18 protein-coding genes and 2 pseudogenes are annotated in these 20,540 nt (G+C 67.3%); 8 read left to right on the top strand and 12 right to left on the bottom strand.

Features of this window, described 5'->3' with window-relative positions:
• Positions 1-54: 54 nt before the first annotated feature.
• A complete protein-coding gene (locus AC16DP_RS13990; protein WP_329733696.1) occupies positions 55-741 on the top strand; it encodes a suppressor of fused domain protein in 687 nt (228 codons plus the stop codon).
• Between the two features lie 81 nt (positions 742-822).
• Here the strand turns inward: AC16DP_RS13990 and AC16DP_RS13985 are convergent, their stop codons facing one another.
• Complete coding sequence (locus tag AC16DP_RS13985) at positions 823-1,746, bottom strand: WD40/YVTN/BNR-like repeat-containing protein (RefSeq protein ID WP_329733695.1); 924 nt, start codon at positions 1,744-1,746, stop codon at positions 823-825.
• 50 nt (positions 1,747-1,796) lie between these two features.
• Positions 1,797-2,540 (bottom strand): hypothetical protein, encoded by a 744-nt coding sequence (locus tag AC16DP_RS13980; protein ID WP_329733694.1) that lies wholly within the window; start codon positions 2,538-2,540, stop codon positions 1,797-1,799.
• Positions 2,541-2,760: 220 nt separating this feature from the next.
• Between AC16DP_RS13980 and AC16DP_RS13975 the strand changes: the two genes are divergently transcribed.
• Together AC16DP_RS13975 and amrS are read left to right on the top strand one after the other, a co-directional pair.
• Positions 2,761-3,228, top strand: coding sequence for a ferritin-like domain-containing protein (locus AC16DP_RS13975; protein ID WP_329733693.1), 468 nt, complete (start codon positions 2,761-2,763; stop codon positions 3,226-3,228).
• A 154-nt stretch (positions 3,229-3,382) separates the two neighbouring features.
• Positions 3,383-4,456 carry an AmmeMemoRadiSam system radical SAM enzyme gene (amrS, locus tag AC16DP_RS13970; RefSeq protein WP_329733692.1) on the top strand — a complete coding sequence of 358 codons (1,074 nt, stop codon included), beginning with the start codon at positions 3,383-3,385 and terminating at the stop codon, positions 4,454-4,456.
• Positions 4,457-4,555: 99 nt separating this feature from the next.
• On the opposite strand, the gene AC16DP_RS13965 is transcribed toward amrS, so the two are convergent.
• Positions 4,556-5,839, bottom strand: coding sequence for a sugar-binding protein (locus AC16DP_RS13965; protein ID WP_329733691.1), 1,284 nt, complete (start codon positions 5,837-5,839; stop codon positions 4,556-4,558).
• An 8-nt stretch (positions 5,840-5,847) separates the two neighbouring features.
• On the bottom strand, positions 5,848-9,897 hold the full coding sequence (locus AC16DP_RS13960) for a glycoside hydrolase family 19 protein (RefSeq protein ID WP_329733690.1): 4,050 nt from the start codon (positions 9,895-9,897) through the stop codon (positions 5,848-5,850).
• Between the two features lie 218 nt (positions 9,898-10,115).
• Between AC16DP_RS13960 and AC16DP_RS13955 the strand changes: the two genes are divergently transcribed.
• Positions 10,116-10,511, top strand: a complete 396-nt coding sequence (locus AC16DP_RS13955; protein ID WP_329733689.1) for a hypothetical protein — start codon at positions 10,116-10,118, stop codon at positions 10,509-10,511.
• 19 nt (positions 10,512-10,530) lie between these two features.
• Here AC16DP_RS13955 and AC16DP_RS13950 read toward each other — a convergent pair whose 3' ends face one another.
• Both AC16DP_RS13950 and AC16DP_RS13945 read right to left on the bottom strand, forming a co-directional pair.
• Positions 10,531-10,668, bottom strand: a complete 138-nt coding sequence (locus AC16DP_RS13950; protein ID WP_329733688.1) for a hypothetical protein — start codon at positions 10,666-10,668, stop codon at positions 10,531-10,533.
• 559 nt (positions 10,669-11,227) lie between these two features.
• Positions 11,228-11,332, bottom strand: a pseudogene (locus AC16DP_RS13945) (hypothetical protein); the annotation flags it as partial.
• A 20-nt stretch (positions 11,333-11,352) separates the two neighbouring features.
• Here AC16DP_RS13945 and AC16DP_RS13940 point away from each other — a divergent pair.
• Entirely contained in the window at positions 11,353-11,511 is a 159-nt protein-coding gene (locus AC16DP_RS13940) for a hypothetical protein (protein ID WP_329733687.1), read from the top strand.
• A gap of 24 nt (positions 11,512-11,535) precedes the next feature.
• On the opposite strand, the gene AC16DP_RS13935 is transcribed toward AC16DP_RS13940, so the two are convergent.
• Entirely contained in the window at positions 11,536-12,549 is a 1,014-nt protein-coding gene (locus tag AC16DP_RS13935) for a hypothetical protein (protein ID WP_329733686.1), read from the bottom strand.
• A 69-nt stretch (positions 12,550-12,618) separates the two neighbouring features.
• Here AC16DP_RS13935 and AC16DP_RS13930 point away from each other — a divergent pair, with 69 nt between their 5' ends.
• From AC16DP_RS13930 to ligD, 3 genes are all read left to right on the top strand, one after another.
• Complete coding sequence (locus AC16DP_RS13930) at positions 12,619-13,656, top strand: ferritin-like domain-containing protein (RefSeq protein ID WP_329733685.1); 1,038 nt, start codon at positions 12,619-12,621, stop codon at positions 13,654-13,656.
• Positions 13,656-15,449: a hypothetical protein gene (locus tag AC16DP_RS13925; RefSeq protein ID WP_329733684.1), complete on the top strand. Its 1,794-nt coding sequence runs from the start codon at positions 13,656-13,658 to the stop codon at positions 15,447-15,449. Before AC16DP_RS13930 ends, AC16DP_RS13925 begins: the two co-directional genes overlap by 1 nt.
• Before the next feature lie 205 nt (positions 15,450-15,654).
• Complete coding sequence (gene ligD / locus AC16DP_RS13920) at positions 15,655-16,719, top strand: non-homologous end-joining DNA ligase (RefSeq protein WP_329733683.1); 1,065 nt, start codon at positions 15,655-15,657, stop codon at positions 16,717-16,719.
• Between the two features lie 17 nt (positions 16,720-16,736).
• Here the strand turns inward: ligD and AC16DP_RS13915 are convergent, their stop codons facing one another.
• The 5 genes and pseudogenes from AC16DP_RS13915 to AC16DP_RS13895 all read right to left on the bottom strand — a co-directional run bounded on the left by AC16DP_RS13915 (position 16,737) and on the right by AC16DP_RS13895 (position 20,537).
• On the bottom strand, positions 16,737-17,828 hold the full coding sequence (locus tag AC16DP_RS13915; protein ID WP_329733682.1) for an ATP-dependent DNA ligase: 1,092 nt from the start codon (positions 17,826-17,828) through the stop codon (positions 16,737-16,739).
• 195 nt (positions 17,829-18,023) lie between these two features.
• Positions 18,024-18,686 (bottom strand): hypothetical protein, encoded by a 663-nt coding sequence (locus AC16DP_RS13910; RefSeq protein ID WP_329733681.1) that lies wholly within the window; start codon positions 18,684-18,686, stop codon positions 18,024-18,026.
• Between the two features lie 8 nt (positions 18,687-18,694).
• Positions 18,695-19,630 (bottom strand): carbohydrate kinase family protein, encoded by a 936-nt coding sequence (locus AC16DP_RS13905; RefSeq protein ID WP_329733680.1) that lies wholly within the window; start codon positions 19,628-19,630, stop codon positions 18,695-18,697.
• Positions 19,618-19,919, bottom strand: a pseudogene (locus AC16DP_RS13900) (hypothetical protein); the annotation flags it as partial. The gene AC16DP_RS13905 and the pseudogene AC16DP_RS13900, both read right to left, overlap by 13 nt.
• A gap of 123 nt (positions 19,920-20,042) precedes the next feature.
• Positions 20,043-20,537, bottom strand: coding sequence for a PaaI family thioesterase (locus AC16DP_RS13895; RefSeq protein WP_329733679.1), 495 nt, complete (start codon positions 20,535-20,537; stop codon positions 20,043-20,045).
• Between the last annotated feature and the right edge of the window lie 3 nt (positions 20,538-20,540).

The raw sequence follows: 20,540 nt of genomic DNA, 5'->3' as shown, positions 1-20,540 counted from the left end.
CCACGTGCAGGAAAAGTGAATCGCGAGGGAACAACCCGTTAGAGTCCCCTGGCTATGAAAGCGCCTGAGACGGATGAGGCCTTCTGCCAGTGGTATGAGGACTGCTGGGCGGATCGTGACGAGGTGGAGTACCCGAAGCTCTTCGGGACCATCAGCGAAGAGGTCTACACGCTGGAGCAGACTGGTGCGTTGGAGGCCTGGCTCGAGAGCGAGCTGGCCGAGGTGAAGGAGCTGGACCCGAACTGGGGAGGCATGGGCGTGCGCGTGGCGCCGCCGAGTCCCGAGTACCCCTACTGGACGTACGTGACGAGTGGCCTGTCCAACCCCATCACGCTGGCCCCGGGAGAGGAAGTCGACCCCAACTCCCCCAGCGGTGTCGGGTACGAGATGGTCATCCACACGACGGAGGAGGCGAAGTGGCCGGTGCTCCGGCTGCTGGACATGATGGCCTACAACCTGGTGTGCATGCGGGCATTCGCGGTGGGGCACCGCTACCCGGTGGAGGGCACGCTCACGGGCGGTGAGACGCAGCTCAACGGCTTCGTCTTCGTGATCGACCCCTCGCGCCCCACGCACTTCCAGCTCGAGTCGGGCAAGGTGCAGCTGCTCACCCTGGTGGGCGTGACGAAGAACGAGATGGCCTTCTCGCGCTCCAACGGCATGGACCGGCTGATGGCGAAGCTGGTGGCCGCGGGCACCGGCTACATCACCGACCCGGCCCGGGAGCAGGTGCCGCTCTAGTCCCCACGCATCCCCACCTCCAGCCCCCTCTCCTTCCGGGGAGAGGGGCGGGACGGAGGGTCTCCCGGTCCGGAGACCCTCTCACCCCACGCGGCCGTAGACGCCACCGCGGATGTCCACGCCAACGCCCCACTCGCGGCCGGCGATGTCCACCTGGGGCCCGAGCGGCAGCGAGTAGCTCGCCCACGTGAGGCCCCCGTCCTCGCTCACGTGGAGCGCCGGGTCCGCGCCCTTCGAGGGGTCCACCCCGCGGGTGAGCAGGCGCAGCACGCCGTCCGCGGCCACGAGCCGCAGCGGCTCACGGCCCTGGGGCAGCGGCTCCAGCCAACGCACCCCGGAGCCCTGGCGCTCGCCCACGCGGGCCTGTCCGTCCACCACCGCGGCCACGAAGGCCCCGTCCACGTCCACCACGCGGGCCGCGCCCACGTTCAGCTGGCTCCACGTGGCGCCACCGTCCGTGCTGACGGAGAGCGTCCGGCCCAGCAGCGCCACGCCGCCCTCGACACGCCGCAGCCGCTCGGTGTGCGGGTTGCGCTCGCCCTCGAGCTCCAGCTCCATCCACGAGGCGCCGCCGTCCGTGGTGCGCCCCAGGAAGAAGGCGCCCAGCACCCAGATCTCCTGCTCGCTGATGGCCAGCACCTGGCCGAGGCTCGGCGCGCCCACCAGCCCGCGGCCCTGCCACTGCTGGCCGCCGTCCGTGGACACCAGCAGGTGGTAGTCCGAGCCCGAGCCCGAGGGCTTGAGCGAGCCGCCAATGGCGACGGCCAGCGCCCCGTGGCAGTCCATGGCTTGAATCCAGCCGGGACCCTCCCAGACCTTCGTCACGGCCCCGGCGGCGGCGCGATGAATCGAGGCGCGGCGGGCCTTCATCCGCTCCAGCAGGCCGATACCGGGCGGCTCCGCCACGGCGCCGATGAGGCCGAAGCCCTCACGGCTCGCGGCCACCGCTCCGGCCTTCAGTCCCTCGGACAGCTCTCCCAGCCTCTCCCAGTCTTTCTCCGGCACGCGTCAACCTCGGCAGCTCGAATCCGGGCGCGAAGATGCCAGCCCTCGCGTTACCAGGGAAGTTTGGGCAGCTTGATGAGGTCGGTGAACGTGCTCTTGACGTCCTTCCACGCCTCCTTGGCGGACTCCCTGGCCACGTCCACCACGTCCCCGGGCCGCATCTTGCCCAGCGCGACGAAGATCTGCCGGACGCCGTCCTGGGTGAACAGGTCCTTGAGGTCCGGCGTGGTGCCGATCTTCAGCAGATCCTGCGCGGGCAGGTTGTAGAGGCCGGACTGCACGTAGGCGTCGGGGTGCGAGTCGTAGGCGAACTTCTTGAAGGCCTCGGGGTCGCGCTCGAGCTGGGCGAAGCCGACGGGGTCCTCCATGCGCCTGGTCTCGATGGCCTCCTGGAGGGCCTTGAGGCAGCGGTCGCGCCACTCGAGCCCCTGGGGGGTGAGGTCCTTGGGCCCGAGGCTGGAGAAGCGGTCGCAGTACTTCTGGCCGTACTCCAGGTAGTAGTCGGGCGGCTTCATGCCGGGGTTGCGGCGGACGAAGTCGTCGTAGCGCTTGCGGTAGTAGTCCCGGGTGCCGGTGGGAATCTCGGCGGGCAGGTTGCGGGCGGCGTTGGTGCGGCCGGGGGTGACCGCCCGGGCCGTGGCGCGGGTGGTGCTCTCGAAGGCATCGCTGGAACGCGCCGGGGCGGCGGACGAGGCGGTGGCGGGCGAGCGGACGGTGTTCCTCTGCGCGACCGTGGGCTCCGTCTGGGCGGCCTGGGTCCGGGAGGGGGAGCTCCCCGGGCGTTGAATCCTCATGATTTGGGATTATCGCGAGTTCCGTCCGGAAGTTTCCACCCGCGTGCGACTCATACTCCGGGTGCGCACCGGATCACGGAGGGCCAGGGTTGCCCGCTCGCCGGGCGGCCGCGCGTCCGGGAAGTAGGGGATTGTCCCCCAGGGCCGCTTGAGGCGCCCCCACCGCCGCCCCAGTTTTGCGCGGCGCGGGAGCTCCCGCGTCTCACAGGAGGAGGACGGCATGGCGGCGATGGACTTGAACAAGATGCTCGAGCGGCTCAATGACCTGATCGCGCTCGACTACGACGCGGTGGGGGCGTACGAGGCGGCGATCAACCGCATCGACGTGGAGTCGCTGCGCATGAGCCTGCGGGGGTTCCAGGCGGACCATGAGCGCCACATCCAGGACCTGTCGAGGGTGGTGACGCAGCTGGGCGGCACGCCGAGGACGAAGCCGGATGCCAAGGGGTTCATCCTCAAGGGATTCACGGCGGTGACGTCGATGATGGGCAACGAGGCGGCGCTCCAGGCGATGCGGGGCAACGAGCTGCTGACCAACCGGACGTACCGCGCGGCGCTGGAGATGGAGTGGAGCGGCGAGACGCGCGCCATCATCGAGCGCAACTACTCGGACGAGCAGCGGCACCTGGCCTTCATCGAGAGCGCGCTGCGCAACCGCATCTGGGAGCAGGCGCCGGTGCAGCCGTAGGACAGGCGGAGCACCCGGGCGGCCAGGGTGGAAACCTGGCCGCCCGGCAACCAGGCCCCGGAGCCGGGGCGGTGGCCGGGACGGCTGCATGCTCCCTCCCGTGTTTCCTCATCTGTGGGTGGGCGGGAAGGACCCGCCCCACGGGGAGGGAGACATGCAAGAGAGCGAATATCCCGCGCGCTGGTGGCATGCGTTGGAGGACGGGCGCATCCAGTGCAACCTGTGCCCGCGCGACTGCAAGCTGCACGAGGGCCAGCGGGGCATGTGTTTCGTGCGTCAGCGCACGGGCGACCGGATGGTGCTGACGACGTATGGGCGCTCGTCGGGGTTCTGCGTGGACCCCATCGAGAAGAAGCCACTGGCGCACTTCCACCCGGGCAGCAGCGTGCTGTCGTTCGGGACGGCGGGGTGCAACCTGGCGTGCCGCTTCTGCCAGAACTGGGACATCTCCAAGTCCCGGCAGATGGACCGGCTCACCGACGAGGCGAGCCCCGAGGGGATTGCCCGGGCGGCGGAGCAGTACGGCTGCCGGAGCGTGGCCTTCACGTACAACGATCCGGTCATCTTCTCCGAGTACGCCATGGACGTGGCGGACGCGTGCCATGCGCGAGGCATCAAGACGGTGGCGGTGACGGCGGGGTACATGCATGCCGAGCCGCGCCGCGAGTTCTACGCGAAGATGGACGCGGCGAACGTGGACCTGAAGGCCTTCACGGAGGACTTCTACTTCCAGCTCACGGCGGCGCACCTGAAGCCGGTGCTGGAGACGCTCGAGTATCTGCGGCACGAGACGAAGACATGGCTGGAGATCACCACGCTGCTGATTCCGGGAAAGAACGACTCGGACGCGGAAGTGGGGGCGATGAGCGAGTGGCTGCTGAAGCACCTGGGCCCGGACGTGCCGTTGTTCTTCACGGCGTTCCACCCGGACTACAAGCTGCGGGACATCCCGGAGACGCCACCGGAGACGTTGAGGCGGGCGAGGGAGATCGCCCGCAGGGCGGGGCTGCGGTACGTGTACACGGGGAACACGCACGACCCGGCGGGCGAGACGACGCTGTGCCCGGACTGCGGCGGGGAGCTCATCGTGAGGGACTGGCACGACATCCTCACGTACCGGCTGACGGAAGAGGGGAAGTGCCCGGACTGCGGAGCGGGGATTCCGGGCCACTTCGACGCGAAGCCAGGAGACTTCGGCCGTCGCCGGCGCCCCGTCGCGGTGATGTAGCGCCTCCCTCCAGTGAGAGCAGAGCCGAAGCCACAAGAGGCGTGCCTGCCTCCTCCGGCGCTGCTCCGGCTTGCGCGGGCGCCCAGGCGGGAACCCGGCTCAACGAGAGGCGGTGTTTCCGCCGTCCACCGTGTCTGGAGTCGTGGACTTCATCAGATGGAGCAGCCCCATCTCGAAGGGCGCCCCGCGGTGCTTGAGGCTCGACGTGGCAATCATCGACTCCTGCCGGGGTGCCGCCGGGTCATCCGCATCCGAGGCGACGACCGTCAGGTTGACGAGTCCCTTGCGCAACTCGCGCACATAGAACTCGTCCGCGTAGCTGGCCGACGCGCCGATGAGGTCGAGCGGAAAACGGGCTTCGATCGTGTAACCGGTCGCGGTCTTGCGGTAGGCGGCCGTCACTTCCGGCAGGTCGCCCTCATCGGGGAACCAGCGCAGCACCTGCACCTTGTGGGTTCCGCGGATTGGCACCAGACCCAGTTGAATGGTCTTGGCCGGCTCGGGCTCCATCCGAGGTGCGAACGCCTCGTCCCATGGTGGGCCCGCGCGATCGAACCAGAGCTCCACATGGTCATGGCGGACACCGTTCTTCCCCGGAGCCGCGAGCACGACGACGTCATCGGTGAGTTCGATCAACAGGTACAGGAAGCCTTCGTCCCACAGCGCACGCAAGGAATAGGAGAGATCTTCGTTCGTCTCGAGAGTGCTCCGCTCGAAGATGATGTGGTCTGCTCGCCCCACGGGCAGCCGCGGTGCCCGCTGCCAGGCCGCATCCCGCCCATTCCCGTCGAGCTTGATCGCGCCCTTCCGGGGCAGCGCGTAGACATTGAGGAACTCCGCCCAGCGTGATTCTGAATCATCGTCGTGAGAGACCGTGCGCGTCGAGCGACCGACACCGCGCTCGTAGCGCGTGAGGACCTTTGCGGTCATGCCGGTGTTGCGGTCGAGGACGCTCTTGCTCTCACTCGCCAGCCGGAACCGAGACCCTGCCCGCTCGAAGCGGTACGCGTAGGTCCACATCGAATTGCTGCCGGCACTCTCACTGACCTCGAAGGCCTCTGGAGGATGGTCGTCCACCATCATCTCGAGCTGGATCGGTAGCATCCCACCACAGCAATGGAGAATGGGAACATCGAGGGCGGGAGGCGCGCCGGCCGGAGCACTGCTGAGCACCACGACGGCCCGCCGCGGCTCCTCGTCACCCCGGCGGGTGACGCAGGCGAGATCCTGTACCCCGTCCCCATCGAGATCACGCTCCCCGAGGTCCACACATTCGACGATCTCGTCCTTGAGCGTAGCATTCGATCCACCGCCGCCTGGCGCCGCGGTGGATGACCAGCCGGCCAGGAGCGCCGGCAGCAGATGTTTGAGCACGCATCGCATGGTCGGCCTCAGTCCATCAGGACACGCTTGGCGTTGTGGAACAGTTCCTGCCGCTCGCTCAGACCGTTTTCGCCGCCATTGACCACGCGGGTCACCTTTTTGACGCAAACATCGTCGGCGCTGGTTGCGACCGTGTTCAGATCCCTGACGTCATTGTAGCGCCAGAACCATCCCGCGACGTCGCACACGAGCCGTGGCTCGGTGGCCACTCGCGAGGGGTTCGCCGTCAGATCCTCGCCTATGAAGGCGCCGTATTTCGAGTAGTTGAATCGCCCCGTCAATTGCATCAACCCGCGTCCCTTGAACTTCTTCCCATCCTCGGGCCGGATATTGCCCAGATCGAAGCGTGCCTCGTATCTCTCGCCGGATGCCACCTCCTCCGAATAGAAGAAGGCTCCGCTCTCGTGTCCGATCTGGGCCAGGAAATGCGCCTGGAGGAGGGGCGTATTGATTTCGTAGCGCTCCATCGTCACATTGAGCCAGCCGATGTGCCTGGCGATATCGGTATTCCTCGCCCTCGGGATGATCCGTTTGAGTTGCTCCGCGGTGATCCCGCGCATCCGCTTCCACTGGGCGAGCACATTGATGGGATGCCAGTGCCACACCCTGGCCGGAGCAGGCGCCGCTCGGTCCCCCGCGAAGGCCGCACTCCAGAACTCGAGCTTCTTGATGTAGTCCAGTGTCGCCCGGTAGTTGGCCTCATCCAAATGCCAGGGTCCTGCCTTCAACCGGCTGAATTTCCGCTCCCAGTCGCCCCCGGAGTCCCACTCGCTGGGGTGTTGGCAGATGAGCTTGCGAAGCTTTCCTTTGACCTTCTCGTCGGTGAGCGCCTTCTGGATGGCCCGTGGTGTCGGAAGGCCGCTCCTGGCCGTTGCATCCCTCGCGGCTCCGCGCTCGTCTTTCTCGAGGAGGTTGATCAATGTCGGCACATCACACAGGCCGTCGTTGCTGAAGTGGGCCTCGGCGCCCTCTTCCTGGAGTTTCTGCCAGCCCTCCCAATCGTACGCGGAGGTCGCTGTGACACCCGAGTAGACGAACCTTCGGTCGGCAATATCGATGTGGAGGTTGATCCAGCCGCGCTTGCCGGGACCGTACTCGACCTCATGCCAACCCTCTCCGTTCTGGGTGCGGACCGGAGGCTCGGTCGTTGCCTCGAACTCGATGGGGGCGGTGTTCACGCCCGCGTTGACGGTGAAAGCGCTGTCGGGATCATCCGTGAGCACTTCCGTCAGGGTCTTGTTGAGTGAACCACCCCGGAAGTCCGCGGTTGCGTACCAACCATGGCAGCGCTCCGAGTCCTCGGTGACGACGATACGAATCTTCGCGAAGACTCCAACCTGCTTCTCGACGAACACGGCGTCACCACGCCTGGCGGTGATCTTCAACTCATCGGGGCGGTCCGCGGGTTTGTCTTGAAGGACCCATTGACGGTCCGAGGCAAGGGTGCACCTGCCAGCGCGCACTTCGCCCAACTCCGCCTGGGGCCACCAGCCGCTCTTGCCTCGATGGGAGATCTGCAGGTACGGGGTCCCGGCAATCGTGGCCGCCTGGAGCACGGTCACCTCGGCACCTGCCGCCGCGGCGAGCTCTATCTGTCGGGGTTCCGCGCGGAGCAGGCTCGACAGGTCGTCTGCGAGCCGGAAATGCCTGGGCGCGGGGTTGACGTATTTCCGCAGCTCGCGGGACCGCTTCCAACCCACGATGTCAGTCTCATGGCGCTGGACCTTCTTGTACTCGCGTTTCGCCACGCTGGCATTACCGAGGTACTCGAGCGCGGCCCCAACCGCCGCATCGATGCGCAGTCCCTCCTTCTCCGTGTCCGCGTCCGTGTTCGGCCTCTGGGCCACGAGCTTCTCGAGCGCGCGGGTGAGCACGAAGCGGTTCCTCAGGACCGGACCCAACTCGGCCTTGCGCGCCCAGGCCGTGGCTTCCACCGCGGAGGCATTGCGGAAGGTCACCTGAATCCACGTCTCATTCGACGTGGTCTCCTCGCCAGCATCCTCAAGCTCCGAGCCGGCGGGCACGGTGCGGCCCCTTTGCATCTCCTCGCGCGTGGTGGGCACGACGGGAAGGAAGGGGACGGGCGAGGCAGGCTTGTAGACGTGTTTCAGGGGATCGAGGCTTCCCAGCAACGCCTTCGGTGTCCACCCGCTCTCCGAGTTCAGGCGGACCTTGCGGAAGACCTCGGGTACCTGCTGCTCGGCATCGTGCCGGACGCATCGTCCGATGGAAAGCTCGACGGCATCGGTTGGGGCTGGGGGAGAAATCCAATCAGAGGGTTTGCGAGAAACCGCAGAAGGTACCGCGGCGGCCGGGCAGTACGCCTGCGCGTAGAAGTCGCCGAGCTCATGCTCTCGTGCCCATCCGTCCACGGGCGTGGTCCTCGTGCCCACCAGCTTCTGGTAGCGGACGTGCTTGTACGTCTCATCGACCTTTTTCGTGTCCAGGGGTTCGAGGTAATCGCCACGACTCGCTCGCGACTGCACGGTCGTCACCTCTGGCTCCTTGCACCAGCAGGAAGGGAGGCTCTCGAGAAGCGGATCGACGGGGTCGAGCACGGTGTAGCCCTCACCGAAGTACTCCCCGAGTTCGCTGATGCGTTTCCACCCGACGACCTCATATCGGAAGTACTGGGCGTGCCCCGACCCCTGATTCTGCCGGACCAACTCCAGCGAGTCCTTCACTCGGAGGTCCACGACAACCTTGGGAGGCAGGGCGCCAGGGGTGGCCTGGCGGAGCTTGAAGACGGTACCGGGCGGGAGCCGGAACTTCGTTCCGAACCAGTGCTCGTTGTGGGGGTTCTTTGCGAACTCGGGATCCGTGGTGAAGAGTTCGAAGTGGACGAGGTTGCTCGTCGAGGGAGCAGGAGGCGCGGGCGCTTCTTCGAACTCACGCAGGAAGGTGCCGGCATAACCGAGCGGAGTGCCGCGCTCGATCTCGATAGGCCTCGCCGGTACCACCACATCGTCGAACTTCTCGGGCTCGATGATGGCCCAGTCGAGTTCCATCGTCGTGTCGTCCACGAAGATGAAGCCGCCGGCCTCCAGCTCGTAGAACTTCCTGTCGGGCCGCTTGACGGCGAGCGGATCCTTGAAGCGGACGAGCTCTCCCTTGGGGAGGATTCGGAGGACGGGGGCATCATTGTCCCCCCGCTCCCGGACGGCGAGCCCCAACTTCGCTCTGTCCGCGGGCGCGTCATCGCCCCCGGTGAGCCGGAGGTTCGCCGCCAGGGCCGAGTCCTTCAGGTCCGCGTAGCCCTGGATGGAGCCGTAGGCGACCCTGAAGAGCGCATCCTTCCGGGCATGACGGCTCCACGAGGCATGAGAAGGGCTCTCCCGAGAGGCTTGAAACATCGCATTGGCTGGGATGTCTCCCAACTTCTGGCTGGAGTCGTCGGCACGCCAGACCGGAATGAGCGCGGTGGCAATCCATTGCGTGGTTGCCCGCTCTTCGCGCGAGTTGCTCCGATCGATCTTCGCCCAGCCCTCGAGGCCGTTCCAGCGCACCTTCACGAAGCCTCTGTATTCCCGAGTGGTCGACCAGTGTCCCGCCGGTGCGGCCCCCGGAACCGGAACGACCAGCGCGCCCCGAGGGATGACACCCACGATGGTCGCCGCCGATGCGTCGCTCCGGACGTTGACGCCACGGCCGTCTCGATCCGTCTTGATCTTCTTCGGGTGTCTTTCGGCGAGAAAACGCGGAGGAATCAGGGCCGGATTGTTGCGATAGGCGGCCCAGGGAAGTACGTGCATCAGCAGCGAGTAGAAGGTCGCCTTGTGGCCCAGTGGCGTCTGCACCTCGTGGCGCAGGAGAACGAAGCCGCTGGAGTACTCCATCTTGGCCTCTTCGACCTCTGCCACGAGTGGATCCTTGTTGATGCGGTAGGCAACGAGGACGCCGTCCCGTATGGCGATGAGTGGCTTGTCGGTGCGAAGGTGCACGCCTCCATGCCAGAAGCCGTTGGTACCGACTGGGAAGAAGCCATCAGGCCCCGTCTCGTTACCACTGAAGAGCGGGTCCTCTGACGCCACTCCTTCAATAGGAAAGTTCACGTCCACGGCTGTCCCCCCTCTTTACTCTCGGCGACTCGAGACGGCGTACCTGCCACGCGGGTGAAGAGGTCCAGGACCCTTCAACCGTCGTAGGCAGTCAGCATATCCCGGGAAACGGCTTTCCGTCATTGCAGTTGCTTCGAGTGCGCCCTTGACCGCAGGGGCCGAGTGAGCTTGCCCCGGCGACATGGCTCTCCCGCAGTTTGTGTGAATCCTGGGCGCATGTGGATGGTGGCACGAATGAGATTTGTGCGCTTGCTGGCGCCCCTCGCTCGCCCTGGCTGTCCGTCCGGGTCCTCTATTCCAACATCCTCCTGGCCCAGCACCTCGGGGAGATGGCCTACGAGGACCTCTGCTACATGCCGAACGGTGGCAGAGCCCTGCCCACCTGGGAGCGGCTGTTCGCACCCCTGGTGTTCGGTGCATGCGGCGCGCTGAAGACGGCGCCGCTCGAGTTCCCCCCGAGCCTGGAGGAGACCTCTCTGCGCCGGCACATCGCCGAGTGGCTCGAGGAGCTCGCCTCCACCGTCGCCCTGCTTCGCATCCCCCTCGTGGGCTGCACCGCCACCTTCGCCTCGCTCCCCAGCATCGCGCTGCTGGGGGCCATCAAGAAGGCCTGACCCTCCTGGGCGGCGCCAATTACGAGGGAGAGATGGCCGAGGGGCTGCGAGTCTTCTCGGGGAAGAGCGAGCAGAGCTTCGTCGGCTTCTTGAAGCAGTTCCGCAGTGGCACCCGGCCTCCTCCTCCCATCATCGCCGGCAGGCCCTGCGAGGCCATGGACGAGCTTCCCCCGCCGGACCATCCGGCCCGCCCCGAAAGCCTGGGGCGGGCCGCCGCATGGACAGAACGAGCGGTGTTACCCGCACCAGCTGCCGTCGCCGTACTTGTTGCAGTAGTCGATGCAGATGGAAGGACCGCCGGGGGTGTAGCATTCGCTGCCGTCGCAACAAATCATGCTGAAGTCTTGAGCGTGCTTCGTACCATCGGACCCGCCGCACTTCGTCACACACTCGTCGGCGGAACCGGTGCACGCGGTGCCGTCGGCGCACACGATGTGCACCTCTCCGGTTCTATCGGTCGCGGAGCCTCCACAACCTGCCAGCATCCCCACTGCAATCAACCCTGCGATGATTGCGCTGCGCATACTGTGATGTGTCTCCTGGGTGGGCACTGCGCGGGCCACGTTAAGCGAGGCAGTCAGCCCCAGGTGGAAGGAAATGGACCTGCCGAAGGTGACGAGTGTCCGTATCGTGGTTTCCCCATACGCTGCCTGGCCAGACGTTGATCCGCCCAGGGCGCGGGTGTCGCGAGCTTCAGCGGCGACAGCGCGCGCGGCTCAGTTCACGCTCACCGCGAACCAGGCAGCGGCCACGCCGCTGACCTCGGGACTGCCCGTGCCATAGAGGTCCGACGCGGCACTGAGGGTGGCCACCCGCGCCCCCGCGTAGCTCCGGCCAGCAGGTGCGCATCGGCTCCCGGACGGAGGACGTGGACAACACGGGCTGGGGCACTCCGGCCAACTCGGGCCTGTGGGTCAGCCCCGATTTCGTCATCCACGTCTTCGACGGCAACGGCAACCTGGTGGAGGGCAGGGTCTCCCTCAACCAGTACGGCTGCTGAGGCCCCTGGGGCCGCTGCGCCCCCTCACTGCTTCCGCCACCTTCCGATATCCCCCCACGTCGGCGCCGCCTTGGCCGGCGCCTCCCTGGGCGGCGCCGTCATGAGCGCGCCCTCGGCGGCCTGCGGGCCCGGCGTGCTCGGCGGGTCGAAGAGCTGGCAGAGCGGGAGGGTGGCCGGGTCGAGCCCGCTGACCTGCGCCCACGTCTTCGCCGGCTCCGGCTGCACGGGCGCGAAGTTCGTGTAGTTCTGGCTCACGATGGGTGCGTTGGCCGGAGGCATCGGATAGCCGGAGAAGTAGAACGACTGCGGCTGCACCACGCCGTTCACCGGCGCGAACGCGTAGCCGAAGAGGATGGCGGGGTCCTGCGTGCGATCGGGGCTGGCGCCGGTCTGGATGGGACGGCCGTTGGCCGCGGAGACCCAGAACGAATAGCCCTGCCCGCCGGTGCCAAGCTGTGCGCTGTCGCCCTGGCTGTACGGCAGATGCTTGACGAAGTCGCGGCGCGGCGGGTGGTTCCACTTCGAGAACAGACACACCGGCGGCATCCCCTTGGGCCGGTCCTCGGGGTACGTCACGAAGAACGCCGCGTTGCCGAGGGAGATGAACGAGCAGGTGAACTGGTTGTCGATCGGGAAGATGGGCAGGCAGCGCTTCTCGTAGTGCTCCATCATCGCGCCATCGCCCGAGGGACCGCGCCACGTCGAGTCGTAATAGGTCGCCCCGTACGACACCTCGTAGTCGGTGCCCTCCTGCAGCGGCGCGGGCGGGCGGCCGTCGTACGGCGGCAGGTGCGTCTGGTAGTTCTGGAAGACGCGGTACATCGTCCAGTTCGAGGTCCAGTACGGCGGGTAGATCGGATCCGCGGGCTCGCCCGGGCCGCGCACGTAGCGGCAATCGGGCGACGCGCACGGGCTGTCATCCTGGTTGTTGTGGACGCCATACGTCTCGTACACGGCGCCGTCGTTCACGTTCGCCTTGTGATGGCTGCATGCGGCGAGGGGCAGGATCAGGAGGATGGAGGTTGCGCTGGATCTCATTCGGGAGAGGCACCCTTTCCGGAAGGAATGAGTTCCATCATAGCGGGAGATCGGTCTAGGTTGAGCCGCATGATACGCCTGCAATTGAAATCAATCGCTTCCGTCGAAGATGCCTGGTCGATGTTGCAGACGGCCATCGGCGTCGAGTTCGGGACGCTGCCGCCCTATCTCTACGCGATGTTCTCGATCCGGCGGGGCGAGAACGACGCCGCCTTCGGACGGATCAAGTCGATCCTGATGCAGGAGATGGTTCACATGTGCCTGGCGTGCAACATCCTGAACGCGCTGGGCGGCCAGCCCAGGCTGACCCCGCCGGTCTATCCCGGACCGCTGCCGGGCGACATCGGCCCGCCCGGCGGGCAGCCGCTGATCATCAACCTCCTCCCCTTCTCGCAGAAGGCGATGTGGCAGGGGATGCAGATCGAGCAGCCGGAATCGCCGCCGGACTTCCCCATCCAGACGCTGATGCTCCGCGCCACGCAAGCCGCGCCCCAGACCGTCACGATCGGTCAGTTCTACGACGCGCTCGACGCGTTCCTCGCGACACTCCCGCCCGAGTCATGGATACCGGGCCGCAATCAGATCGACGACTCGCAGTTCTTCTCCGGGCAGCTCTTCCCCATCAACTCGTATGACGACGCGCATCGCGCGATCCAGGACATCGTCTCCGAGGGAGAGGGAGCGAAGGACGACCCGCTCGATTTCCAGAACGAGCTCGCGCACTACTACCGCTTCGGCGAGGTCTACCACGACAAGGTCCTGACGAAGTCGGCGGAGCCGCCGGGATACACCTGGGGCCCGAGGCCGCTCGGTGTCGACTGGTCCGCCGTCTATCCGGCGATCGAGAATCCCGGCACGCATGACTTCTCGAACGATCCGCCCGCCGCGCGGGCGGCGCAGGCCGCGTGCAACGAGGCGTATTCGCGCATGGTCGACGAGCTGCAACTCGCCGTCACCGGCGAGCAGGGCCGCCTCGGCAACGCGGTCCGCGCGATGTTCGATCTGCGCATGGCCGCGTACGCCGCCCTCACCACTCCGCTCGCCGACCCGGCGTACGTCGCCGGCCCGAGCTTCCTGTACACGCCGACCTCTGGAGGAACGTACTGATGAGCGTCCTCGAAACGCCGCGCATTCTCTTCAGTGGTGAGATCGACTGGGATCCGATCGTCACCAACAACTACGATGACTTCTACAACGAGCTCGACAGCGAGACGATCTTCCCGACGGTCGCGGAGCGGGTGAAGGCGTTCCGCCAGGAGGCGATCGCCGCGGTGCGGCCGCCGAAGATCAACTGGAATCCGCACGGCACCCACCGCTCGAACTTCTACAACACGGAGATCAGCGGCGCGGACCTCGGCGGCGGCGTCGTGAACACCGATGCGTTCGTCGGCTCGCCCGCGAACTTCCGCGGCATGCTCGTGGATCTCGAGCCGTACGGCGCGTTCACGTCGCAGCTCTTCTTCGATGCGCTCAGCTTCGGCATCGAGGGAGGCTGCCGCATCGTCGCACCGCGCAGCAGCCGCTTCTCCGCGCGCTACATCAACTTCAGCCGCTATCTCGGCAAGGACAAGTTCCGCGCTGGCGTCGCCTCGGTCGTCTGGCAGTCGTCCTTCGCGAAGGAGACGCTGACGATCGATGCGTTCAATTCGGACGTGCTCCAGAAGCTGCGGGAGGCCTTGAAAGCCGACGACGTCGCGGGCCTGACCGTGCAGTGGAACACCTATCGCACGATCTACTTCAATGACCCGAGCTACACGCAGGACAACCTGAAGCCGCCGGAGCAGCTGATCGCGGACTTGAACGGCGGCGGATTCCAGCCGAATCCGGCGCGCAGCAGGGTCGTCGGGGTGATTGGCCTCTGGCGCCGCAACGAGCCGGCGAACGAGCCGGGCGACCGCACGCTGCTCGTCTCGGGCAACAACTCCGTCAGCACGGCGCACGCGCGCGTCACCGGCAGCTCGCTCACGCTCGATCTGTCGAACAGCATCAGCGAGACCGGTACTGATCTGCAGAAGCAGGACCTCGGCGCTCTGAACGTCGTGGCGGTTCCGTCGAGCGGCAACCCCGTCACGCTCGGCACGCTCACCTATCCGCAGTACGACAAGCAGGCGTACCTCGCGACGTCGGGCATCGTGACGATTCCGCTCACCGCGGATGGCGCGAAGCTCGCCACGGAGGGCGCGCTGCAACTGCGGGACTCGCAAGGCAATGTGCTGCTCGAGGAGACCGACCTGCGCGCGGTGCCGCTCGTGCAGAACCTCTACCTCGACGAGGGGCAGACCGGCATGGCGGTGTTCCAGGTCTACAATCGCGGCGTGCCGGCCGGCGAGGGCATCAGCGTCACGATCGCCGTCATGTCCGCGGATGGAAGCACGATCCTCACGTCCTTCGCGCTCACGACGGCGGCTGACGGCACGGTGAGCTTCCCGGTGCCCGGCCTTCAGGGCAGCATCACCGCGTACGTGGCGATTCCGGGGCCCAACCCGCAGCTGCCGGCGGACGGTATCAATCCCCCCGTCAACACCTATATGTACGTGCGCGTGCTCGCGGCCGACAGCACCCTCGCGGCGCTACCGCCCACGTGGGACAACGTCTATCGCCACGTGCTCTCGAACTGGAAGGCGATGGCGCCGTGCATGGACAACTGGCTCGATCTCGAGAGCGAGCAGCAGGTCCGCGCGTACGGCTCACTGATTCGCAAGCTGACGAGCCCCTCGGCGTTCGAGAACTTCCGCTACATGCCCGTCACGAGAGATCTCACGGCCGGTGCGCGCACGCTGCTCTACAACTTCCTCGGCGAGGTGCCGGAACAGAGCCGCGCCGCCGCGCTGGCCCCAGACACCGCCAAGGCACCGGAGGGGGTCAACTTCGCGAAGCTGAGCCGGAATCATCGGAGCTAGCGCGACGCGGAGGCACGGAGCAGCCAGCCTCCCATAGGTGAAACGGAGTTGGCCTCGTTACCAGCATTCTTGGCAAAGTCGCCAAGCTCTTTGGCGAAATCACCAAGAAGATGGGTATCGGCAGGACTCGCCCGGCTACCGAGCAGCCGGGCGCTCCCCTCCTCCCTCCGGTCACCCGTCTCATGTCTGGACTTACCTTGTGGACATGTCCGACGCGTTCACCCACCTGGAGGTCGCGGGCCATCCCGTGCGCATCAGCCGGCCGGACAAGGTGTTCTTCTCCGCGCGCGGCGAGACGAAGCTCGACCTCATCGAGTACTACCTGGCCGTCGGTGAGGGCCTGCTTCGCGGCGTGCGCGAGCGCCCGTGTGCCCTCAAGCGCTACCCGGACGGCGCCGAGGGCGCGTTCTTCTTCCAGAAGCGGGTTCCGGCCGGCGCGCCCGAGTGGCTCCAGACCACCGAGGTGACCTTCCCCAGCGGCCGGCGCGCGGACGAGCTCTGCCCGGTGGACCTGGCGCACGTCGTCTGGGCGGTGAACCTCGGCTGTCTGGACTTCAACCCGCATCCGGTCCGCCGGAGCGACCTCTCGCATCCGGACGAGCTCCGCATCGACCTCGACCCGCAGCCGGGCGTGCGCTTCTCCTCCGTGCGCGAGGTGGCCCTGTGCGTGCGCGAGGTGCTCGAGGAGTACGGGCTCGTCGGCTACCCGAAGACGTCCGGCTCGCGGGGCATGCACGTCTATGTCCGGCTCGCCCCGCGCTGGGACTTCCCCCAGGTCCGCCACGCCGCGCTCGCGCTCGCGCGGGAGGTGGAGCGGCGCATGCCGCGCAAGGCCACGAGCGCCTGGTGGAAGAAGGAGCGCGGCCGGCGGGTGTTCGTGGACTTCAACCAGAATGCGAAGGACAGGACCATCGCGTCTGTCTATTCCGTGCGGGCCAACGCCGAGGCACGCGTGTCCTGCCCGCTGCGCTGGGATGAGGTCGCGGACGTGGAGCCCGAGGCGCTCACGCTCGCCACGGTGCCCCGGCGCTACAAGAAGCTCGGCGACGTCTGGGAAGAGATGGATGCGCGGCCCTTCGCGCTCGACAGCCTTCTCGAGCTCTTCGAGCGGCAGAAGGCCGAGGGGCTCGGGGAGGCCCCCTTCCCTCCCCACTTCGAGAAGCAGAAGGACGAGCCGCTCCGGGCGCCGCCCCGAGAGGGCACTCTGCGCGCGAAACCGGCGCTCGCGGCCCGTGCGAAGCGGCAGCCGCGCCGCGGCGGAAGCCGCTGAGGCCGGGAGCGGCGCCTTCAATGGGCCGGGGCGGCCTCGGACTCGGAGGCGAAGACCTCGGCGAGCTCGGCCGGCACCGAGCGCTCCAGTTGCGCGTAGGTGCACGAGCGCGGCGTCCGGTCCGGGCGCCACCTCCGGAAGTGCGTGGCGTGGCGGAAGCGCATGCCCTGCAGGTGGTCATACGCCACCTCGACGACGAGCTCCGGGCGCACGGGCTCCCAGCTCAGGTCGCGCTGCCCGCTCCAGCGGCTCTGGGCCCCCGGCATCCGCACCGCGGCGTCCTCCACCTCGGCCCACTCGCGCCAGGGGTGCGTCTCCATCGCCCGCTTCCGGTACGGCTCGAGCTTCTTCGCGAGCTCCCCCCGCTGCTTCGCGGAGAAGCTCGTGGCGACGCCCGCGTGCTGCAGCGTGCCGTGCTCATCGTAGAGGCCGAGCACCAACGAGCCGACCCCCTTCCCGTCCTTGTGCCAGCGAAAGCCACCGACGACACAGTCCGCGGTGCGCTCGTGCTTCACCTTGTACATCTCGCGCTTGCCCTCGAGGTACGGCAGGCCGAGCGGCTTGACGACGACCCCATCGAGCCCGGCGCCCTCGAAGCGGCTGAACCAGGCCTCGGCCACCTCGCGGCTGCGCGTGGCGGGCGTGAGGTGGATGGGCGCACGGACCCCCGCGAGCGCCTTCTGGAGCAACGTCCTGCGCTCCTGGAAGGGCAGCGTCCGCAAGTCCCGCTTGTCGAGCGCGAGCAGGTCGAACGCCACGAACGAGGCGGGCGTCTCCACCGAGAGCTTCCGGATGCGGGAAGCCGCCGGGTGGATGCGCTGCAACAGCGCGTCGAAGTCGAGCCCGCCGTCCTCGCCCACGATGACGATCTCACCGTCGACGACGCAGCGGCGCGGCAGATGCGTGCGGCTCGACTCGACGAGCTCGGGGAAGTAGCGCGTCATCGGCCGCTCGTTGCGGCTGCCGAGGATGACCTCGTCCCCGTCGCGGTAGACGATGGCGCGGAAGCCGTCCCATTTGGGCTCGTAGAGCACCTCGCCTTCCTCCGGGAGCTCCCGCTCCAGCTTCGCGAGCATGGGTGACACCGGAGGCATGACGGGCAGTTTCATGAAGGGAAGCTGGGCCCGGCCAGGACGGTGATCAACCCGGAGCACGGGCGGCCCGGCCGCTGATGCCTGCTCGCTCAGCGGCCGGGTCATCCGGCGGGAGGGGCTCCGGCCTCTGGAGCGGGAGCCGGCGCCGCCTGCCGCCCAGGACGACGAGGAGGGCAGCGCCCAGCACGGCTTTTCGGGGGGGCGTCGCGCTCAGGCCGCCGAGGTGACGGACAGCACCGGGGCCTCGGCGGGCGCCGCCGTCTCCGTCTCGGCGGGCTTGCTGGCCAGGGGCTCGAGGCTCGTGCCCTGGGGCCCCACCTTCTCCACCGCCAGGGCGTAGCTGTCGTCGCCGTCGGACGTCAGCGTCACCCGGGCGTTGGGGCCCTTGAACTCGACGGTGGCCGTGGTGATGCCATTGACGATGGCGTAGCACTGCCACTGCTGCGCGGTGCTGACGCTGGTCTGGTTGTGCTCATCCACCACGGTGACGACCGCCACGGGCGTTCCCGTCTGCTTGATGGTCATCTGCACCGGCGCGCGCCAGGTGTTCTCACACACGATGGCCGAGACCTGCGTCCCCGGATACGCGACGAGCCGGAAGTCGTAGAAGCCGTTCTCCGCGACGACCTGGGCCACCAGCACCTGGGAGGAGCCGCTGAAGGAGACCTCGTTGGAGGTGAGCGTCATGTCCTCCATCTGCGTCACCGCGACGGCGGTGTAGCCACTGCCCTGGGTGGGGATGGACGCCTCTCCGCCAGCGTGCACTCCGACACGGACGGCCATGTGTTGATGCTGGACGCCTTGCAGCAGCCGGAACTCGGCGGACGCGGCGGAGCTCGCGGGGACCTGGTTGACGAGGGTGATGCGGGTCATGGGACACCTCAGTCGAGTGCGTAGCCGAACTGCTCGCGGAACTTCGCGGCGAATTCGTCGTAGGTGAACTTCTGGTTCTGCGTGCCGGGGTGCTCGACCTTGAGCGCGCCCATCAGCGACGCCATGCGGCCGCAGGTCGGCAGATCGAGGCCGCGCATCAGTCCGAGGATGAGCCCGGCCCGGTAGGCGTCGCCGCAGCCGGTCGGGTCCACCACCTCGCGTTCGCGTGCCGGTGGAATCTCGTGGCATTCGCTCCGCGTGAGGATCCGCGAGCCGCGCGGGCCCCGCGTGATGATGTAGGCACGGACCTTGGAGGCGATGGCCGCCTCGTCCCAGCCGGTGCGCTCCTGCAGCAGGTTGGACTCGTAGTCGTTGACGACGACGTAGTCGGCCAGCTCGATGAAGTGGCGGAACTCGTCGCCGTTGAACAGCGGCATCATCTGGCCGGGATCGAAGATGAAGGGGATGCCGCAGTCGTGGAACTCCCGGGCGTTCTGCAGCATGCCCTCGTAGCAGTCCGGCGCGACGATGCCGAAGGTGACGCCCTTCACGTCGCGCACGTGGTTGTCGTGGCTGCGGCTCATCGCGCCCGGATGGAAGGCCGTGAGCTGGTTGTTGTCGAGGTCCGTGGTGATGAACGCCTGCGGCGTGAACATGTCCTCGATGACGCGGACCTGATCCAGGCGGATGCCGCACTTCTCGAAATGCGCGCGGTAGGGCTCGAAGTCCTGGCCCACCGTCGCCATCGGCACCGGATCGCCGCCGATGAGCTTGAGGTTGTAGGCGATGTTGCCGGCACAGCCGCCGAACTCGCGGCGCATCCGCGGGACCAGGAAGGACACGCTCAGGATGTGCACCTTGTCCGGCAGGATGTGGTTCTTGAACTGGTCCTGAAACACCATGATGGTGTCGTAAGCCAGCGAGCCGCAGATCAGCGCAGACATGGAGACAACCCCCAGGCAGCCACGCCGGGCGCGGTGCGGCGCGGCACGGTCCCCAGGATAGCGGCTGGCCCTCGCCGTGGCCAGCCGCCCCCCCCCCACGAGCCAGAGAGCGCGAGGTGCCGGTGCAGGCCGAAGCCGTGCCCCTCCTTCCGGGTGGTGAAGCTGTACTGGCAGATGCGCGTGAGCAGCTCCGGGGCCTGGCGTACCTGGTGTTGCTGATGAGATTGACGAGGATCATCAGCACCTTGTGCTTGTCCGTCATCACGGGAGGCAGGGCTGCACCTTGACGATGTCGCCGATGTGTTGCGCCCGCGCTCGTCCTCGGAGACGAAGCGCTGGAGGTCCGTCTGGTGCGCCTCGAGCAGGTTGGCCCCCCTGCTCACGTGGCGGATTCGGCTGCGGAGGCCCGCACTCAGGGCTGGCGGCCGTGCGCCGCCGCCGTCAGCTGAGAGGTATCGACACGGACGAAGATGGAATCACCCACCGCCGTCAGCACGTCGCCAGCGTAGACCTCGCAGAGGACCCGGCTCTTGCGGCCGACCTCGCCCTCGACACGCGCACGAAGGGTCAGCTTCACGCCCATGGGCGTGGGCTTGAGGAACTTCACACCGAGATTGCCGGTGACGCATTCGATGCGCGGCAGACTGCCCGGTGCGCGGCCCTCGGCGCGGTAGTGGTAGGCCATCGCGGTCCAGTTCGAGTGGCAGTCCACCAGCATGGCGATCAGCCCGCCATACACCAGCTGGGGCCAACCCGTGTACTTGCCCTCGGGCAGGTGCTCGGTGATGACGTGGATGCCGTCATCGTGCCAGTAGCTCTGGATGTGCAGTCCGTCCGGATTGACGCAACCACAGCCGTAGCAGATGCCCTCGGGCGCGGCGATCTCCTGCAAAGATGCGTTTTCCATCGT

Source organism: Archangium sp. (assembly GCF_057119385.1).
The sequence above is the reverse complement of the archived record's forward strand: the minus strand, read 5'-3'. Positions and strand labels throughout refer to the sequence as shown.

What these genes read in the sequence shown, in the direction of transcription:
- AC16DP_RS13990 (WP_329733696.1), top strand. Translation starts at nt 55, where the DNA reads ATGAAAGCGCCTGAGACGGATGAGGCCTTCTGCCAGTGGTATGAGGAC.
- AC16DP_RS13980 (WP_329733694.1), bottom strand. Translation starts at nt 2,540, where the DNA reads ATGAGGATTCAACGCCCGGGGAGCTCCCCCTCCCGGACCCAGGCCGCC.
- AC16DP_RS13975 (WP_329733693.1), top strand. Translation starts at nt 2,761, where the DNA reads ATGGCGGCGATGGACTTGAACAAGATGCTCGAGCGGCTCAATGACCTG.
- amrS (WP_329733692.1), top strand. Translation starts at nt 3,383, where the DNA reads ATGCAAGAGAGCGAATATCCCGCGCGCTGGTGGCATGCGTTGGAGGAC.
- AC16DP_RS13965 (WP_329733691.1), bottom strand. Translation starts at nt 5,839, where the DNA reads ATGCGATGCGTGCTCAAACATCTGCTGCCGGCGCTCCTGGCCGGCTGG.
- AC16DP_RS13950 (WP_329733688.1), bottom strand. Translation starts at nt 10,668, where the DNA reads ATGGCCTCGCAGGGCCTGCCGGCGATGATGGGAGGAGGAGGCCGGGTG.
- AC16DP_RS13935 (WP_329733686.1), bottom strand. Translation starts at nt 12,549, where the DNA reads ATGAGATCCAGCGCAACCTCCATCCTCCTGATCCTGCCCCTCGCCGCA.
- AC16DP_RS13930 (WP_329733685.1), top strand. Translation starts at nt 12,619, where the DNA reads ATGATACGCCTGCAATTGAAATCAATCGCTTCCGTCGAAGATGCCTGG.
- AC16DP_RS13925 (WP_329733684.1), top strand. Translation starts at nt 13,656, where the DNA reads ATGAGCGTCCTCGAAACGCCGCGCATTCTCTTCAGTGGTGAGATCGAC.
- ligD (WP_329733683.1), top strand. Translation starts at nt 15,655, where the DNA reads ATGTCCGACGCGTTCACCCACCTGGAGGTCGCGGGCCATCCCGTGCGC.
- AC16DP_RS13915 (WP_329733682.1), bottom strand. Translation starts at nt 17,828, where the DNA reads ATGAAACTGCCCGTCATGCCTCCGGTGTCACCCATGCTCGCGAAGCTG.
- AC16DP_RS13910 (WP_329733681.1), bottom strand. Translation starts at nt 18,686, where the DNA reads ATGACCCGCATCACCCTCGTCAACCAGGTCCCCGCGAGCTCCGCCGCG.
- AC16DP_RS13905 (WP_329733680.1), bottom strand. Translation starts at nt 19,630, where the DNA reads ATGTCTGCGCTGATCTGCGGCTCGCTGGCTTACGACACCATCATGGTG.
- AC16DP_RS13895 (WP_329733679.1), bottom strand. Translation starts at nt 20,537, where the DNA reads ATGGAAAACGCATCTTTGCAGGAGATCGCCGCGCCCGAGGGCATCTGC.